17 protein-coding genes are annotated in these 17327 nt (G+C 37.2%); 10 read left to right on the top strand and 7 right to left on the bottom strand.

Going from position 1 to position 17327, the window contains the following annotated elements; translation table 11 throughout:
* Positions 1 to 42 precede the first annotated feature (42 nt).
* Positions 43 to 753, bottom strand: a complete 711-nt coding sequence (gene flgA, locus Q0940_RS15835) for a flagellar basal body P-ring formation chaperone FlgA (RefSeq protein ID WP_299270709.1) — start codon at positions 751 to 753, stop codon at positions 43 to 45.
* A gap of 163 nt (positions 754 to 916) precedes the next feature.
* Here flgA and Q0940_RS15840 point away from each other — a divergent pair, with 163 nt between their 5' ends.
* The 7 genes from Q0940_RS15840 to Q0940_RS15870 all read left to right on the top strand — a co-directional run bounded on the left by Q0940_RS15840 (position 917) and on the right by Q0940_RS15870 (position 7778).
* Positions 917 to 1846 (top strand): chemotaxis protein CheV, encoded by a 930-nt coding sequence (locus Q0940_RS15840; protein ID WP_299270713.1) that lies wholly within the window; start codon positions 917 to 919, stop codon positions 1844 to 1846.
* A 29-nt stretch (positions 1847 to 1875) separates the two neighbouring features.
* A complete protein-coding gene (locus tag Q0940_RS15845) occupies positions 1876 to 2703 on the top strand; it encodes a protein-glutamate O-methyltransferase CheR (RefSeq protein ID WP_299270715.1) in 828 nt (275 codons plus the stop codon).
* Positions 2704 to 2935: 232 nt separating this feature from the next.
* On the top strand, positions 2936 to 3334 hold the full coding sequence (gene flgB, locus Q0940_RS15850) for a flagellar basal body rod protein FlgB (RefSeq protein ID WP_299270718.1): 399 nt from the start codon (positions 2936 to 2938) through the stop codon (positions 3332 to 3334).
* A 2-nt stretch (positions 3335 to 3336) separates the two neighbouring features.
* A complete protein-coding gene (flgC, locus tag Q0940_RS15855; protein WP_299270720.1) occupies positions 3337 to 3750 on the top strand; it encodes a flagellar basal body rod protein FlgC in 414 nt (137 codons plus the stop codon).
* Between the two features lie 11 nt (positions 3751 to 3761).
* Positions 3762 to 4445: a flagellar hook assembly protein FlgD gene (locus Q0940_RS15860; RefSeq protein ID WP_299270723.1), complete on the top strand. Its 684-nt coding sequence runs from the start codon at positions 3762 to 3764 to the stop codon at positions 4443 to 4445.
* 74 nt (positions 4446 to 4519) lie between these two features.
* Complete coding sequence (gene flgE, locus Q0940_RS15865; protein ID WP_299270726.1) at positions 4520 to 6004, top strand: flagellar hook protein FlgE; 1485 nt, start codon at positions 4520 to 4522, stop codon at positions 6002 to 6004.
* A 208-nt stretch (positions 6005 to 6212) separates the two neighbouring features.
* A complete protein-coding gene (locus Q0940_RS15870) occupies positions 6213 to 7778 on the top strand; it encodes a SulP family inorganic anion transporter (RefSeq protein WP_299270729.1) in 1566 nt (521 codons plus the stop codon).
* Positions 7779 to 7989: 211 nt separating this feature from the next.
* Here the strand turns inward: Q0940_RS15870 and rpoD are convergent, their stop codons facing one another.
* The 4 genes from rpoD to rpsU form a co-directional block, all read right to left on the bottom strand.
* On the bottom strand, positions 7990 to 9819 hold the full coding sequence (rpoD, locus tag Q0940_RS15875) for an RNA polymerase sigma factor RpoD (protein ID WP_299270732.1): 1830 nt from the start codon (positions 9817 to 9819) through the stop codon (positions 7990 to 7992).
* A 189-nt stretch (positions 9820 to 10008) separates the two neighbouring features.
* Positions 10009 to 11760 carry a DNA primase gene (dnaG, locus tag Q0940_RS15880; protein ID WP_299270734.1) on the bottom strand — a complete coding sequence of 584 codons (1752 nt, stop codon included), beginning with the start codon at positions 11758 to 11760 and terminating at the stop codon, positions 10009 to 10011.
* A gap of 156 nt (positions 11761 to 11916) precedes the next feature.
* On the bottom strand, positions 11917 to 12363 hold the full coding sequence (locus Q0940_RS15885; RefSeq protein WP_299270735.1) for a GatB/YqeY domain-containing protein: 447 nt from the start codon (positions 12361 to 12363) through the stop codon (positions 11917 to 11919).
* Between the two features lie 30 nt (positions 12364 to 12393).
* A complete protein-coding gene (gene rpsU, locus Q0940_RS15890; RefSeq protein WP_105053374.1) occupies positions 12394 to 12609 on the bottom strand; it encodes a 30S ribosomal protein S21 in 216 nt (71 codons plus the stop codon).
* 239 nt (positions 12610 to 12848) lie between these two features.
* Here rpsU and tsaD point away from each other — a divergent pair, with 239 nt between their 5' ends.
* Complete coding sequence (tsaD, locus tag Q0940_RS15895) at positions 12849 to 13910, top strand: tRNA (adenosine(37)-N6)-threonylcarbamoyltransferase complex transferase subunit TsaD (RefSeq protein ID WP_299270737.1); 1062 nt, start codon at positions 12849 to 12851, stop codon at positions 13908 to 13910.
* A 16-nt stretch (positions 13911 to 13926) separates the two neighbouring features.
* Here the strand turns inward: tsaD and plsY are convergent, their stop codons facing one another.
* A complete protein-coding gene (plsY, locus tag Q0940_RS15900; RefSeq protein ID WP_299270740.1) occupies positions 13927 to 14514 on the bottom strand; it encodes a glycerol-3-phosphate 1-O-acyltransferase PlsY in 588 nt (195 codons plus the stop codon).
* 166 nt (positions 14515 to 14680) lie between these two features.
* Here plsY and folB point away from each other — a divergent pair, with 166 nt between their 5' ends.
* Both folB and Q0940_RS15910 read left to right on the top strand, forming a co-directional pair.
* Positions 14681 to 15046 (top strand): dihydroneopterin aldolase, encoded by a 366-nt coding sequence (folB, locus tag Q0940_RS15905; protein WP_299270741.1) that lies wholly within the window; start codon positions 14681 to 14683, stop codon positions 15044 to 15046.
* Positions 15047 to 15140: 94 nt separating this feature from the next.
* Positions 15141 to 15935 (top strand): undecaprenyl-diphosphate phosphatase, encoded by a 795-nt coding sequence (locus tag Q0940_RS15910; RefSeq protein WP_299270743.1) that lies wholly within the window; start codon positions 15141 to 15143, stop codon positions 15933 to 15935.
* A gap of 108 nt (positions 15936 to 16043) precedes the next feature.
* Here Q0940_RS15910 and Q0940_RS15915 read toward each other — a convergent pair whose 3' ends face one another.
* Entirely contained in the window at positions 16044 to 17297 is a 1254-nt protein-coding gene (locus Q0940_RS15915) for a multifunctional CCA addition/repair protein (protein ID WP_299270745.1), read from the bottom strand.
* Positions 17298 to 17327: the final 30 nt, after the last annotated feature.

Here is a 17327-nt window from a genome sequence, read left to right on the forward strand (position 1 = left end):
ACCAGCTATATCGGCACTGGATGTGTAAACTTTAGCATTTATTTATAGATTTATGTATATTTCTCTTAAATCGCCAATGATTCCTTTAACGACTCTATTTGATGAGTTGTTTTTGACTTTAATTGACTCACCTTTAGAACCGCTTTCTATTGCTGTACCAGAGGTTTTAATCATCATACTGCTATTCTTTGCTATGATAGATACATCATCACCTTTACAAACTAAGCATACATCAGTTTGACTCACTTGGTGTCCTCGTTGTAGATTCCTTAATGCTCTACCTCCAACAATAGAACTTAAATCTGAAGAGCTTTTATCTCTAACTCGATTTATTTCTATTAGTTTCATTTCTAACATATCTGTATCGACAATTGTGCCTTTAGCTATAGTCTGATTTATAACTAATGCTTCAATCATTTCTGAAGTTGAAACTTGCACAAATAGTTTCCATGGCTTGTTTTCGTTATTACATATTACCTTTACTGGAAACTGTCGAGAAAAAGAACGAGTGTTCGCAATACTAAATGATAAATTTTGTTTACATTCTTTAACAATAATTCTGCTGTCTAATGGATGCGCAACTACTCTTAAATTTTTATCTTCATCGGGATTAAACTCCTGTTCTACGTAGGAAATAACTTGTTTTAGTAATTCGTCATGGGCTAAAGAATTATAACCTTTGGCCGATAAATCACCTGATAATGTTAATGTGGTAAAGAGTATAGTGTAAATTATTGTTATATTTTTCCACATATTTGTCACCTTTTTACTATGCTTTATCATATAGTTAAGTTCGCGCTATGCTTTGACGCTTAGTAATGTCAAAATACTGGCGAAACGTCAGATTTTATTAGATAGTTATCATCAATATATTAGATGCTAGCAAATATCATTCCTAGTTTAATGGAGAAGGCTTATGGCGGGTATTTTAGACTCGGTGAATCAAAGAACCCAGTTAGTTGGTCAGAATAGATTAGAGTTATTACTGTTTAAATTAAACGGTCGTCAACGATATGGAATTAATGTATTTAAAGTTCGTGAAGTTTTACAATGCCCTCCATTAACATCTATGCCTAGATTAAATTCTTACGTTAAAGGAATTGCTCATATTAGGGGGCAAACTATTTCAGTTATTGATATGGGGCTTGCCACTGGTGGCCGAGAAATTAAAAACGTAAAAGATGCTTTCATTATCATCACTGAGTACAATCGTACAATCCAAGGTTTTTTAGTTGATTCAGTGGAACGTATTATTAATTTAAATTGGGGTGATGTAATGCCCCCTCCGAGTGGTTCGGGTCGAACTAATTATCTGACTGCTGTGACTGAAATAGATAATGAACTTGTTGAGATTTTAGATGTTGAAAAAGTTTTAGAAGAAATTGCACCATCAGATACAAGAGTATCAAAGGGGGTTATTTCAGATGACGAGATTATTCAAGACCTAGGTGATCGTATTATACTAATAGTGGATGACTCTTCCGTTGCTCGTAATCAAGTGAAAAGAGCATTAGAAGGTGTAGGTCTTCCTATTATAGCGAAGAAGAATGGTAAGGAAGGCTTAGATTATTTAGTTGAAATTGCAGAACAGTGTGAGCATTCAGTTACTGAAAAAATTGGTTTAATGGTGTCTGATGTAGAAATGCCTGTTATGGATGGTTATACATTAACCGCTGAAGTGAAAGCACGGCCTAAGTTAGCCGGGTTACATGTTATTTTGCATACGTCTTTAAGTGGTGTATTTAATCATGCTATGGTTGAAAAAGTTGGAGCGGATGACTTTATTGCTAAATTTAACCCTGATGAATTAGCTGGCGCTGTTCAAAAATGGCTTCATGAAGAGTAACTTATATTGACTGGTAAAGAGTATATATAGTGAGTAATAAAACCTTAAGTGATAATGATTATAGTGTTTTTTGTGATTTTTTGGAGCAACAGTGCGGGATCGTTTTAGGGACCAATAAACAGTATTTAGTTAAAAGTCGCTTATCTCCGTTGATGGCTCGATTTGAAATCGAGTCTATAACGGATTTAGTTAACAAGACAATGCGTCAGTCTGAGCGGCAATTACGAGCTGCTGTTATTGATGCAATGACGACTAATGAGACTTTATGGTTTCGTGATATATACCCGTATGAATTACTCAAGGATAAGTTGTTACCTGAATTAGATAAAGGTAAACCTTTAAAAATATGGTCTGCCGCTAGCTCTTCAGGTCAAGAACCTTATTCTATTGCAATGACAATACAAGAATATAAAAATCAAGTTAGTGTAAATAGCCGCAGTATGTTTTCTATTGTAGGTACTGATATTTCGAATACTATGTTGGATATCTGCAAAAATGGTGAATATGACGCATTAGCATTATCTAGAGGTTTATCGGCTGAACGTAAAACTAAGTTTTTTACCGATTCTGGCCATGGCATGATGAAAATTAATGCCGATGTGCAAAGAGTTGTTAATTTTAGGCACCTTAATTTGCTTGATAGTTATAACCTTCTAGGTAAGTTTGATATTATATTTTGTCGTAATGTACTTATTTACTTTTCAGCTGATATTAAATCTCAAATTATTAATAAATTTGCACAGCAGTTAAATCCCAATGGTTACCTCGTATTAGGAGCTTCCGAGTCTATGTCTGGTTTAAGTGATGCCTTTAATATGATCAGATGTAATCCTGGTATTATTTATCAAAAAAAATAGCAGATAAAAACAGTGTGGCTAACAATGAACGTTTGTTGCCGCCATAATAAGTACCAACTTGTCACAAATTAGATGCAGGTAAAAAGTAAGGTGTATAGTACAAAGCCCAAGACCTTACTTTACCTAAGTCATTACCTCTAAAAACAACACGATAGTTAAAAAATTCCTCAATAATTTATTTCTGGCCTTTATTTTGCATTTTGAATTCACAACAATAAGTCGTGGAGGAATTATGGCAATTAGTTTAGATAAAGCGTTTGGTATACATCAAAATGCGTTATTAGTTCGATCAGACCGAGCGGAAGTTTTATCCAGTAACATTGCTAATGCCGATACTCCTGGATATAAAGCGAAAGATATGGACTTTGCAGTTGCATTAGCTAATGCACAAAAAAGTAATACTTATCGCATGTCTAAAACCCACGATAAGCATTTTGATTTATCCGTTGAAATTGACACAAGTCAAAAATATCGAAATCCAAACCAACCAGATACTGGTGATGGTAATACAGTTGATGTTGAAGTTGAGCGTAATATGTTTATGCAAAACTCTATGGAATATCAAACTAGTTTGGAATTTTTAAACGGAAAAGTTAAATCTTTGAATAAAGCACTTACCGGAGGTAATTAACAATGAGTTTATATAATGTTTTTGACGTATCAGGAACTGGGATGAGTGCCCAGTCAATACGTTTAAATACCACGGCAAGTAATATGGCTAATGCAACTTCAGTATCTAGTAGTGTAGATGAAACTTATCGAGCTAGACACCCTGTATTTGCTGCAGAAATGACTAAAGCTATGTCTTCTCAATCTACAGGAGTTAGCGTTTTAGGTATTGTAGAAAGTGATGCTCCTTTAACTATGGAGCACAACCCTAATCATCCAATGGCTGATAAAGACGGCTATATTTATAAACCTAATGTGAACGTTGTTGAAGAGATGGCGAATATGATCTCTGCGTCTCGCGCATATCAGACTAATGTTCAGATAGCCGATGCTGCAAAAACAATGCTTAGTAAAACACTTACATTAGGTCAAAGATAAGGTAAATAGTTATGGCAATCACAAGTACTGTATCAAACGCAGCGATAGACGCAATAACGTGGCAAGATGAAGAAATTGGAACCAGTGAAGTTAATGGTCAAATGGGGCAAGCTGATTTTTTTGCCTTGTTAACAACTCAGTTAGCAATGCAAGATCCATCAAACCCAACCACTAATGAAGATATGATCTCACAAATGACACAGTTTACTATGTCAGAAGGCATAAGTAATTTAGGTGATAAGTTTGATGCTTTTTCAGCTTCAATGACATCAAATCAAGCATTAGAAGCCTCTTCATTAGTAGGGCGTAATGTTTTAGTTAATAGCTCACTATCATACTCTGACGGTACTGGTATTAGTGGACAAGTTGCGATCCCTTCTACAGCTCAAACCGTAAATATGCGTGTAATGGATGAGTCTGGTAATTTGATAAAGTCAGAAGCGTTAGGTGATAAAAGTGCCGGTATGATGGATTTTGAGTGGGATGGTACTGACGATGACGGCAATCCTTTGCCTGCTGGGCAATATACTGTCGAATTTACCGGTCTTGTTTCTGGTCAATCAGAAAGCTTAACTGTATTAACTTACGGAAATGTAAGTTCAGTCACTCTTGGTGTAAATGGCACGGGACTTGAATTGAACTTACAAGGATTAGGCTCAATCACCTTAACAGATGTATTGGCCGTTGGAGATTAAACAGTAAAGTTGTTTATTCTTTAATAATTTATTTTGAACGCGACTCAAATAGCCGCAATGTATAGGAAATCTCTATGTCTTTTAATATAGCGTTAACTGGTCTGAAAGCAGCTCAGAAAGATCTGGACGTAACGGCGAATAATATAGCTAACGTAAATACGTATGGTTTTAAAGAGTCTCGTGCAGAATTTGCTGATGTATATTCATCATCAATTTTTACCAATGCAAAAACAGCTAATGGTGACGGTGTTTTAGTTAACGACGTTGCTCAACAATTTACTCAAGGTAGTTTGTTGTTTACCGAAAATTCACTAGATTTAGCTATTTCAGGTGGCGGCTTCTTCGGTATTGTAAATGACGTGAATGACGTTAGTACGACTGACTTGTCTTATACGCGTGCCGGTGCATTTAAATTAGACTCTGATGGCTATGTCGTAAACTCTAATGGTGGTTATTTACAAGGTTACCCCGTTAATGATGATGGAACTGCGAGTTCAGTAAGTTTAAGCGCTGTAGAGTCGATTCAAATTCCAGACACCGCAGGTGCTCCATCACAAACATCAGAAATCGAGATAGAATTTAATTTAAACAGTGGAGATGATAATTTAGATCCTCTAGCTTTCGATCCAGCAGATACGGATACTTATAATTACTCAACTTCAACGGTTATCTATGATTCATTGGGTAATAGCCGTATTCAAGAAATGTATTTCGTGAAAACAACAGACCCTACGTCACTTGAAACTGAAGCCGCGGCTTCAGCTATTTCAGCAACGGATGGTTTTGTTGGCGGTATAGCTGCAGTCCCTGTTGCAGAGCAAGGTAACTCGAGCAGTTGGATTATGTATACGACCGTAACGGATGACGATGGTAACCCTCAAGTTGTTGACTTACAGGATGATCCTATTCTTGGTGGCACAGGTGTTGTTTTTGAAAGTACACTTGGCCAACGTGGTATGTTATTACAGTTTGACTCTGCTGGTGCTGCGGTTGAAGAGACTTACCCTGTACCAGTTGGTGAGCGTTTAGGTGCGGATACAGATCCAACTGATATTGTTCCTGCTCCTGTTGCACCATATTTAGGTGCCGGTGCGGTGACTAATGGTGGTGACCCAGATCAAACAATTACCATAATAATGTCTGAGCTAACTCAGTACTCTGGTAGTTATGAACTTTATGCATTAGACCAAGATGGTTCAACTGTTGGTCGATTAAGTGGTGTGACGATAGATGATGAAGGCTTAATTGAAGGCAAGTATTCAAATGGTGATTCAGTTCCTATTGCTAAAATCATGTTAGCGCGTTTTGCCAATGAACAAGGTTTGACTCAAGTTGGTAATACGACTTGGGAAGAAAGCCAAACATCTGGTCAAGCATTAGCTGGTGAAGCCGATACGGGAACATTTGGTCAAATTAGTTCAGGGACGTTAGAGCAATCTAATACCAACTTAACTAATGAGTTAGTTGACTTAATCACCGCACAGCGTAACTATCAGGCTAGTTCACGTGCGTTAGAAGTTAACTCAACCATTACTCAAACAATCCTACAAATTAGATAGTTAGTGTAAGCTAATAACGAGAAGCCAGTCATTGACTGGCTTTTTTTATGTCAAATATTTAACCTGTCATGAAATAATTTCACCAAAGTGAAATACTTAATGTAGTGAATTTCAGTGTTTAATTTGCTACTATCGCCGACCTTTCTGGCTGGATAAAGTATATTCAGTCGAGCAATTAAAATTTCCAGCTAAATAATTTGGAGTAGTCATGTTTAATCTGATCACTAAAAGTGATTCAAATGTAAAAAATGACGTGTTATCAGGTATCACTGTTGCATTAGCGTTAGTACCTGAAGCCGTAGCGTTTGCCTTTGTTGCAGGAGTAGACCCTATGATAGGTTTGTACGCTGCATTTATGATGGGGCTTATTACATCGGCAATTGGTGGCCGCCCTGGAATGATTTCAGGTGCAACCGGTGCGACAGCTGTTGTGATGGTGGCATTAGTTGCTCAATATGGTATTCAATATTTATTTGCCGCAGTTATTTTAGCTGGATTAATACAAATACTCTTTGGGGTATTTAAATTAGGCAAGTTTATTCGACTGGTTCCTTATCCTGTGATGTTAGGTTTTGTAAATGGCTTAGCTATTGTGATTTTCCTAGCTCAAATGGGACAATTTAAAATCTTTGATGCATCGGGCATTGCACAATGGATGACAGGTAATCAAATGTACATAATGTTAGGGCTTGTTGCTTTAACTATGGCAATTATTCATTTTCTTCCTAAATTAACAACGGCAATACCTTCATCTTTAGTTGCTATTCTTACGGTTACATTTGCCGTACATGGTTTAGACCTAGAAGCACGTACGGTTATTGATTTTGTTCGCGATATGTTACCTGAAGCTGAGAAAGCTACAGCGACGTTAGCTGGTGAATTACCATCGTTTAATATTCCAATGATCCCTTTCACACTAGAGACTTTATACATTATCTTACCTACGGCTGTAATAATTGCTTTGATTGGCTTAATTGAATCATTACTAACGCTGACATTAATTGATGAGCTTACTAATACTCGTGGACAAAGTAATAAAGAATGCGTCGGCCAAGGCGTTGCTAATACAGTTAACGGCTTCTTTGGCGGTATGGGTGGTTGTGCCATGATAGGTCAATCTATGATCAATATTAATTCTGGTGGGCGTGGCCGCTTGTCTGGTATTACCGCAGCGATTGTGTTGTTAGCGTTTATTTTATTCTTAGCTCCTTGGATTGAAATGATCCCGTTACCAGCACTTGTTGGTGTTATGTTTATGGTTGTATTGGGGACATTTGAATGGGCTTCATTTAAAATTATCAGAGGCGCAAACAAAGAAGATGCATTTGTTTTATTACTTGTTACTGGTGTAACGGTTGCAGCTGATTTAGCTATTGCGGTTGTTGTTGGTGTTATTGTTTCAGCGTTAGTTTTTGCTTGGAAACATGCGTCTCATATATTTGCTCGTACGCATATCGATGAAGAAAACTGGAAAGTGTATGAATTAGAAGGTCCTTTGTTCTTTGGCTCGGTAGGTAATTTTAAAGAGTTATTTGATATTGAAAATGATCCAAAAGATATTGTAATTGAATTTAAGAATTCTCGTATCTGGGATAGTTCAGGTATTGATGCCATTGATGGTTTAGCAGATAAGTATGAAGCTGTTGGTAAAAAACTTCATATTCGTCATATCAGCCCAGAATGTCGTGAGTTATTAGTTAAAGCTCAGAAGTACGTTGAGATGAACATTAACGAAGACCCTCGTTATCATGTTGCGACAGATAAACTCGCTTAGTTATTATATATAATTAAAAGTAAAATGCCGCTATTAATAGCGGCATTTTTGTATCTGATGCTTTTATATCTTACAGCTGGAAGGTGGGCTCATTCTAATGGCATTAGTTAACCAATCTATAACTTTAGAGCTAATTAATATCGGGAGCTTGATAAGAGGATTATAGGCATAAAAAAACCCACATTAAGTGGGTTTTCCTTATTCTTAATGATTAATCATCTAAGAATGTTTTAAGTGGTTCAGAGCGAGAAGGGTGACGTAGTTTACGTAACGCTTTTGCTTCAATCTGACGAATACGTTCACGTGTTACATCAAACTGTTTACCAACTTCTTCTAACGTGTGGTCAGTATTCATATCGATACCAAAACGCATACGTAGAACTTTAGCTTCACGAGCGGTTAAACCAGACAACACGTCACGAGTGGCGTCTTGTAGACCTTCAGCTGTCGTTGTATCAACCGGAGATGAGATAGTTGTATCTTCAATGAAGTCACCTAAGTGAGAGTCTTCATCATCACCAATTGGTGTTTCCATCGAGATAGGCTCTTTCGCAATTTTAAGTACTTTGCGAATTTTATCTTCTGGCATGATCATACGTTCAGCTAACTCTTCTGGAGTTGGCTCACGACCCATTTCTTGTAACATTTGACGAGAAATACGATTTAACTTATTAATCGTTTCAATCATATGTACTGGAATACGGATTGTACGTGCTTGGTCAGCAATTGAACGAGTGATCGCTTGGCGTATCCACCACGTTGCATAAGTTGAGAACTTATAACCGCGGCGATATTCAAACTTATCAACAGCTTTCATCAAACCAATATTACCTTCTTGGATTAAATCTAAGAATTGTAAACCACGGTTTGTGTATTTTTTAGCAATTGAAATAACCAAACGTAAGTTGGCTTCAACCATTTCTTTCTTGGCACGTCGAGCTTTAGCTTCACCAATTGACATACGGCGATTGATATCTTTTATCGCTTCAATGTTTAATCGAGTGTCAATTTCAATATCTTTTAACTTTTGAATACTGCGACGAACTTCAGTATTTACATCTTTTAAGCGACTAGCTGTTAAATCACCACCAGCTTGAAGTAAATCAAACCATGATGTTTTAGTTTCGTTACCTGGGAAAATTTTAATGAAATCTTTTTTAGGTAATTTAGCGTAACCACAACAATGTTTCATGATCAAACGTTCTTGAACACGAACACGGTCCATCATTTCACGCATATTACGAACTAAACGGTCAAACTGTTTAGGGATTAATTTAAATAATCTAAAATGTTCGCTAAGTGCTTTAATTTTTTCTTGAGTATCAGGATGTGCACGACCTAACTTTTCAATTGATAAAGTCGAGTCTTCATACAAACGACGTAACTCTTCAAAATGTTCACGAGCTTCTTCTGGATCTGGACCAGTATCAATTTCTTCTTCGTCTTCGTCTTCATCATCAGAATCAGCGTCAGCTAACTGCTCTTTACTAAGTTCTGAACCAACGTGAGTTGCCGCTGGTGCAACGTCTTGTTCGTTTGGATCTAAGAAGCCAACAATGATGTCACTCAAACGAATCTCTTCAGCTTCAAATTGGTCCCACTGGTCCAACAAATAGCTGATAGCTTGAGGATATTCTGCAACAGATTTTTGAACGGTATAAATACCTTCTTCAATTCTTTTTGCAATTACAATCTCGCCTTCACGAGTCAGTAATTCAACCGTACCCATTTCACGCATATACATACGCACTGGATCAGTTGTTCTACCTATTTCTTTTTCAACAGTAGCAAGTGCTGCAGCTGCAGCTTCAACAACTTCGTCGTCGCTGGTTTGCTCTTGCATTAATAATTCATCAGCATCAGGCGGTGTTTCACACACTTTTATGCCCATGTCGTTGATCATTTGAATTATATCTTCGACCTGCTCCGCATCGATCATATCCTGTGGAAGATGATCGTTTACTTCAGCAAAGGTTAAATACCCTTGCTCGCGACCTTTAAGAATAAGAAGTTTTAATTGAGACTGAGGAGTTTGCTCCATACAGATTATCTTCCACCTAGTTGTTGAATATCAAAATCGGATAGCTAATTTCAACCATACTAATATGGTTAAAAAAGCGAACTTGTAATTATAACAGTAGAATTAAATTCTGGCTATGATTTACTGGTTATTATTTATCAAATAGCAAATTCATTAACATCAAAATTATAATACAAACTATAGTTCTAATTACTTTTTTAGCGCCATTAACAATGCGCTATATTCTTTCATCTCGTCTTTGTTTAGTTGACCGGTTTTACCTTTGATTTCTAACTGCTCTAATCGTTTTTTAAGGTAGTTATCTTGTAAAAACTTAAAAGTTGTTGAGAATTCTGGAGCTAAATTTTCTTCCGTAATATGGTGTTCCCAAGCAAACAAACGCGACAAAAATGAGTACTCTTTACTTTCCCTAAAACGTTCAAGCAAAACATGAGATTTAATCTCTGGCTGCTCTAAAATTGTTTTTTGAATATTAATTAATACATTAAATCCAGGTAGGTCAGCTTGGCTTAACGCTGGAATAAAAGGTACTGCCTTAGCTAAATGGGGATGCTGTAGCAATAATGCAATAGCTCTTCGCATTGGCGTTATTTGTAATTCGGTTTGTTTTTGCCTTACTTGTGCAATAGGTGAACGATTAAAGCCTGTTAGCTTATCTACTTGTTTACCAATCAGATCCGCTAATTTTGTCATTAACGCTTCTTTATAATAATCACTAGGAACTAATTCAATTAGAGGTTTAGCTGCCGCTAATAATGCCGATTTCCCAGCATCTGTGGTGATATCTAAGTCTATTAAAAAGTGTTCATAAAAGTAACTAAGTAATGGAGTCGATTTACTTAGGCGTTGCTCAAATTCTTCTTTGCCTTCTTTTTGTACCATAGTATCTGGATCTTCACCGTCTGGTAAAAATGAAAATCTAAGATCGATACCATCTTTCAAATGAGGTAATGCATTTTCTAATGCGCGCCAAGCGGCATCTCGGCCAGCTCTATCACCGTCATAGCAGCAAATAACTTGACGTGTGGCTCTGAACAACATTTGCATGTGATCTGCCGTTGTTGCTGTACCAAGGGAAGCAACAGCGTAATTAATACCTTGTTGGGCTAGAGATACAACATCCATATATCCTTCAACAATAAGTACTTTATCAAGTTTTGGATTGGCTACTTTTGCTTGATAAAAACCATATAATTCTCGGCCTTTATGGAATATACGAGTTTCTGGTGAGTTAAGGTATTTCGGCATAGAGTCATCAATAACTCGACCACCAAAACCTACAACTCGGCCACGCTTATCGCGAATTGGAAACATAACGCGATTACGGAAAAAATCGTACGTTCTGCCTTTATCATTTTGAGTTAGTACTTTTAAGTCAACTAATTGCTGTTGTTGCTCAGGTGTTTTGGATAATGACTTTAACGCTTTGTCCCAAGAGTCAGGTGCGTAACCAATTCCATATTGCTGTGCTATTTCACCGCTTAAAGAGCGAGACTTTAAATACTCAATCACTTTAGGTGAGTTTTCATCATGCTTTAACTGGTGTTGAAAAAATTTACTGGCAGTTTCTAATAATTCATAATCAGATAGTTTTTGCTCTCGGCTAACAGACTCGTATTTTTGAGTTTTACCTTTTGTGTCTTCTCGCGGAATATCTAAACCATGTAAACGGGCTAATTCTTCAATGGCTTCAACAAACTCAAGTTGCTCATATTCCATTAAGAAACCAATTACATTGCCGTGAGCACCACAACCAAAACAATGATAAAACTGCTTTTCTGGACTTACGCTGAAAGAGGGGGATTTTTCATTATGAAAAGGGCAACAAGCTTGGTAGTTTTTACCCGCTTTTTTTAGAGGAACTTTTGCATCAATTAAATCGACAACGTCGGTACGTTCAATTAAATCATCGATAAATTGTTTTGGAATACGTCCGGACACAAAACCTCTTTATATAAATTTTAAATGAATAGGGATTATTACAGAATAGCGTCGCTGTGGGAATAACAGAAAAAAAACTTTAGCGTAAAAACAACAAAACCGCACATTCGAAAATGCACGGTTTTGATTCAAACTAACTTAGGTTGCAGATTAAAACTAACTGTTAAGTTGAGCTCTTACTAATCCACTTACTTTACCCATGTCAGCACGACCTGTAATAGTAGGTTTTAACTCAGCCATCACTTTACCCATATCCTGCATGCCAGAGGCTCCAGAAGATGTTATAGCATTCGCTATAAGTGATGTTACTTCTTCCTCAGTAAGAGGTTGAGGTAAAAATGCTTCGATAACCTCTATCTCAGCCGCTTCTTTTTCAGCTAACTCTGGTCGATCAGCACTTTCAAATTGTGCTTGAGAATCGCGGCGCTGTTTAACCATTTTGGTTAAAATAGCGATTACGTCTTCATCGACCAGTTCAATTCTTTCGTCAACTTCTCTTTGCTTTATAGCAGCCATTACCATGCGAATTGTAGTTAAGCTAAGTTTAGCTTTAGCACGCATTGCATCTTTCATTGCTTCTTTAAGCTGATCTTTCAAATTCATGGAAAATCCTTTAGAGAAAGTAAACCAATATTAGTAAAGCTTGATGCGACGAGCGTTCTCACGTGAAACTTTTTTCAAGTGACGTTTAACAGCTGCTGCTTTCTTACGCTTACGTGCCCAAGTTGGCTTTTCGAAATGTTCACGACGACGCACTTCAGAAAGGATACCTGCTTTTTCACATGAACGCTTGAAACGACGTAGAGCAACATCAAACGGTTCGTTCTCTTTAACTTTAATTACTGGCATTTAAAAATTCACCTCAGTATTTGGATATATGGTTAAATATTAACCAAGACTAATAAAAATAGTGCGGCATTTTAATGCCATCTAATACTAAATGTAAAGTCCTAATTTAAATACTGGAGGAATAATTAAAGAATGGGTAGAATGCCGCCAACTTAAAAGGCTATGACGTAATTATGTCGGCTAGAAATTGGCCAGTAATGGTTTCAGTTATTTTACTATTAATAGAAAGGTTTCACTAGATGTTAATTTTAGGTATCGAATCTTCGTGTGATGAAACAGGTATTGCTTTGTTTGATACTAACAAAGGCTTGTTAGCACATGAGCTATATAGCCAAATAGATGTACACGCAGATTATGGCGGTGTTGTCCCTGAATTAGCATCTCGTGATCATGTGCGTAAAACTATTCCGTTAATTAAAAAAGTAATGGCTGACGCTAAAATAACGAAACAAGACATTGACGGTATTGCTTATACATCAGGCCCTGGTTTAGTGGGGGCTTTGATGGTCGGAGCTTGTATTGGCCGTTCATTAGCCTTTGCTTGGGATATTCCAGCCGTGCCTGTTCATCATATGGAAGGGCACTTATTAGCACCTATGTTAGAAGATGACACACCGGCGTTTCCGTTTATCGCTTTACTTGTGTCTGGCGGGCACACTCAACTAGTTGAGGTGAAAGCCATTGGTGAATATCAAATACTTGGTGAATCAATTGACGACGCCGCAGGCGAAGCCTTTGATAAAACAGCTAAGTTACTCGGATTGGATTACCCAGGTGGCCCTATGTTAGCTAAATTAGCTGAATCTGGTAATGAAGGTCTTTATAAATTCCCACGGCCAATGACAGATAGGCCAGGATTAGATTTTTCTTTTAGTGGCTTAAAAACCGCAGCAGCGAATGTTATTCGTTCAGAAGGCATTATATTAGCGGGCAGTAAATCTACCCAGAATGAAAATGCACCAGAAAACGTAGAACAAATTAAAGCAAATATTGCTTATGCATTCCAAGAAGCGGTTGTTGATACAATAGCAATTAAATGCAGAAGAGCAGTAGAGCAAACCGGTATTAAAACCTTAGTTATTGCTGGCGGCGTTAGTGCAAATACTGAGTTACGCAGCAAGCTTGCCAAGTTAATGGAAAAACATAGAGGGCAAGTATATTACCCTCGTCATGAGTTTTGTACCGACAATGGCGCTATGATCGCCTACGCAGGCGCTCAACGTCTACAAAAATATGGTGACCGTGATTTACTAATCAAAGCGCGACCTAGATGGTCAATTGAAGAGTTGCCTGCTATTTAACGTTAAATGTATAACGTTAATTACGTTTTGTTTTTGGCTCATTGCCATTAATAAGACGTATAACGTTAGGTATATGGCGTAAAACAATAAGACAAGCGATCATAGTTACTGGTATCACGTATCTGTCATCAACATAAAAGGTGATAAATGGCGATAGTGAAACAGATACTATTGCTGCAATAGAGGAATATCCTGTTTTTCTAAACACTAAATACCAAACAGCTAATACACTAATGCCTAAAGATAGACCAACAGGCAATAAGCAACCAAGGCCTGTAGCAACGGCTTTACCGCCTTTAAAACCAAAAAATATTGGATACATGTGGCCCAAACAGCAGAACAGGCCCGCAAAACCAATCTCTATGGGTGTTAAACCAATATGGTAGCTTCCCCAAGTAGCAATAATCCCCTTTAAAACATCAAACAATAACACAGCTACCGCAGTTGTTTTACCAGCGGTGCGGTACACATTCGTTGCTCCCGGATTATTAGAACCCACAGTTCTAGGGTCGGGTAAATGACATATTTTACTAAAAATAATTGCAGAGTTAATTGATCCTAACAGGTAGGAAAAAATTAATACCAACAAAAAGTCTAACGGCATCAGTTTCTCAATTTAGTTTTTTGGGATAGAATTCGAATTCTTTGTGATTATGCAAAATACTTTTGGTATTTACCCCTCACTTAAGGCACCACTATAACGATTTACTTAGCTAAATGGTATCCGACCAGAATAGTTAACTCAATCATAACTTATTCAGGAATAATAAATGATCCATGATATTGTTTTTATAGAAGCGTTAAAAGTAGACACTGTAATAGGTGTATACGATTGGGAAAAGACGATTGAGCAAACATTACAGTTCGATATTGAAATGCGAACTGACATAAAAGCGGCTGCTCAAATAGACGATTTGTCAAAAACCGTGGATTATTCTGTGGTTGCTGAAGATGTTGTGAAACTAGCGAAACAGAATCAAGCTGAATTAATCGAAACGGTAGCCGAGAAAGTAGCCGAATTAATCCTTGCTGATTATCAGGTTAGTAGTGTAAAAATAACATTGCGTAAGTTAGGGGCTGTTCCTAATACCGCAGGTGTCGGTGTTATTATTGAACGTACAAAACCGCTATATTAATCTATATACTAAATAAATTTTAAGCAGAACGAATAAACAGGTCAGATTAATAAAGTTGTACTTAATTATATTAAAAATCAGATAAGGAAATGTTGTGGGATTAATTGAAATTATCGTTTTGGCAATATTGCAGGGATTGACTGAATTTTTGCCAATTTCAAGTTCAGCGCATTTAATCTTGCCATCACACGTTTTTGGTTGGCAAGATCAAGGTTTAGCCTTTGATGTTGCGGTTCATGCGGGAAGCTTGTTCGCAGTTGTATTGTACTTTCGTCAGGAAGTTGGTCGTATGGCGGTAAGTTGGTTTGCTTCATTATTTGGCAAACATGACTCAGAAAGTAAATTGGCTTGGCTTATTATTTTAGGGACTATTCCTGCTGGATTAGCTGGATTAATCTTTAATGACTTTATTGAAGGTAACTTAAGAAGCGTAACGGTTATCTCTATTACGACTATTTTATTTGGTTTATTACTTTGGTGGGCTGATAAAAATGCCAAACAAACCAAAGGTGAATATGAAATAACGGTTAAAGAAGTATTGTTTATTGGTTTTGCGCAAGTATTAGCATTAATTCCAGGCACTTCACGAAGTGGCATAACGATTACAGCAGGCTTAATTTTAGGCTTAACGGCTAAAGCAGCTGCGCGTTTTTCATTTTTACTGTCAATACCTTTAATATTTGCCGCTGGTGGTTACAAAACCATAGAGCTAAGTCAGCAAGTTATTCCAGTTGATTGGACTGCGATTGGACTTGGTACTTTATTATCGTTTATTAGTGCTTATGCTTGTATTCATTACTTCCTGATCTTAGTCGAGAAGATTGGCATGATGCCATTTGTGATCTACCGATTAGCCCTTGGTGGGATATTAATTGCTTTTTTTATCTAACCCAGCTTGTGAATATAGCTTCTTTAACGTAGCTCTTTGTTAATCTAACTTTTAATGCCGCTGCCTAATATAAGGCTCTAGCGTTATACTTATACAGAGCCTAAATTATTAATTAGGCTCTGCACGTTTTAATTTCACACACTTTTGTATCTGCTCAATTCTTCTACGTGATAGCTCAGTTCTAATTTCAGGCCCGGTAAAACCATCTTGAATAATATCTTTAACTGCAACTTTGTTTGCCGTATCTAATAACTCAATAATAAATTGGCTTTGTGGGTATGCTTTATTTTCAAATCCAGTTCTACCTTGCAAATCAGCTTTACATGCAAGTAAAAACTGGTTGAATCGCTCAGGCTTACGCCAAACGTCGGTTTTATCAAATAGTTTTAATATGGTACTTGGTTTTAATTCGAATGCCCGATGGACGTGAGAGTGAAACTCACTCATGATCTCGGCTAATTCTCTAAAGCTATTAGGTATTTTAAAGCGTTGGCAAACTTGTTTTACCAAAGCTACACCAGATTTTTCATGACCGTGGTGATGCGGTAAATTATCCACAGGACTTAAACCCTTGCCAAAATCGTGGCATAAAACAGCAAAACGGATCTCAACAGAATCAGTTAAAAGACAAGCTTGTTTTAGTGCCATCATCGTATGTAAGCCAGTATCTATCTCTGGATGCCATTTGGGCGGATTAGGCACGCCCCAAAGAGCATCTAGCTCAGGTAATAAAACAGCCAATGCACCGACTTTTCGCAGTATTTCAAAAAACACATCAGCAGACTGCTCAGCCAGTGCGGACTCTATTTCTTGCCAAACACGTTCAGGTGTTAATGCTAACAGTTCATCTGATGCAGATATTTTAGCCATTAACGCTAGTGTTTCTTCAGCAATAGTAAAACCTAAGTGATGATACCGAGCTGCAAAACGAGCGACTCGTAATACTCTTAGCGGATCTTCACTAAAGGCATCTGATACATGACGTAAAATTCTATCGTTTAAGTCTTGTTGGCCGTTGTAAGGGTCGATGATTGTTTTTTTAGACGTCGAACTGTCTTCAGTCATCGCCATGGCATTAATGGTTAAATCGCGACGTAATAAATCTTGCTCTACGGTAATGTCGGTAGAAAAGTCACAAACAAAACCTGTGTAACCACTACCTGATTTTTTTTCAGTACGAGCTAGTGCGTATTCTTGATGAGTTTCTGGATGTAAAAATACAGGAAATGATCGGCCTACCTGTTGGTAACCTAAATCAAGCATTTGCTGGATTGTGGCACCCGTCACTAAATAGTCTTTATCCTTTATAGGATATTGCAAAAGTGAATCTCTTACCGCACCACCGACTAGATATATTTGCACTCAAAAACCTTAAATTAACTTTTACTTATA

Origin of the sequence: uncultured Psychrosphaera sp. (assembly GCF_947500655.1) — a bacterium.
In the GTDB taxonomy this organism is placed as follows: domain Bacteria; phylum Pseudomonadota; class Gammaproteobacteria; order Enterobacterales; family Alteromonadaceae; genus Psychrosphaera.

Excerpts from the sequence above, each read along its gene's own strand:
- Q0940_RS15860 (WP_299270723.1), top strand. The coding sequence starts at position 3,762 with ATGGCAATCACAAGTACTGTATCAAACGCAGCGATAGACGCAATAACG.
- tsaD (WP_299270737.1), top strand. The coding sequence starts at position 12,849 with ATGTTAATTTTAGGTATCGAATCTTCGTGTGATGAAACAGGTATTGCT.
- flgE (WP_299270726.1), top strand. The coding sequence starts at position 4,520 with ATGTCTTTTAATATAGCGTTAACTGGTCTGAAAGCAGCTCAGAAAGAT.
- Q0940_RS15840 (WP_299270713.1), top strand. The coding sequence starts at position 917 with ATGGCGGGTATTTTAGACTCGGTGAATCAAAGAACCCAGTTAGTTGGT.
- flgB (WP_299270718.1), top strand. The coding sequence starts at position 2,936 with ATGGCAATTAGTTTAGATAAAGCGTTTGGTATACATCAAAATGCGTTA.
- flgC (WP_299270720.1), top strand. The coding sequence starts at position 3,337 with ATGAGTTTATATAATGTTTTTGACGTATCAGGAACTGGGATGAGTGCC.
- Q0940_RS15870 (WP_299270729.1), top strand. The coding sequence starts at position 6,213 with ATGTTTAATCTGATCACTAAAAGTGATTCAAATGTAAAAAATGACGTG.
- plsY (WP_299270740.1), bottom strand. The coding sequence starts at position 14,514 with ATGCCGTTAGACTTTTTGTTGGTATTAATTTTTTCCTACCTGTTAGGA.
- flgA (WP_299270709.1), bottom strand. The coding sequence starts at position 753 with ATGTGGAAAAATATAACAATAATTTACACTATACTCTTTACCACATTA.
- Q0940_RS15885 (WP_299270735.1), bottom strand. The coding sequence starts at position 12,363 with ATGAATTTGAAAGATCAGCTTAAAGAAGCAATGAAAGATGCAATGCGT.
- rpoD (WP_299270732.1), bottom strand. The coding sequence starts at position 9,819 with ATGGAGCAAACTCCTCAGTCTCAATTAAAACTTCTTATTCTTAAAGGT.
- rpsU (WP_105053374.1), bottom strand. The coding sequence starts at position 12,609 with ATGCCAGTAATTAAAGTTAAAGAGAACGAACCGTTTGATGTTGCTCTA.
- folB (WP_299270741.1), top strand. The coding sequence starts at position 14,681 with ATGATCCATGATATTGTTTTTATAGAAGCGTTAAAAGTAGACACTGTA.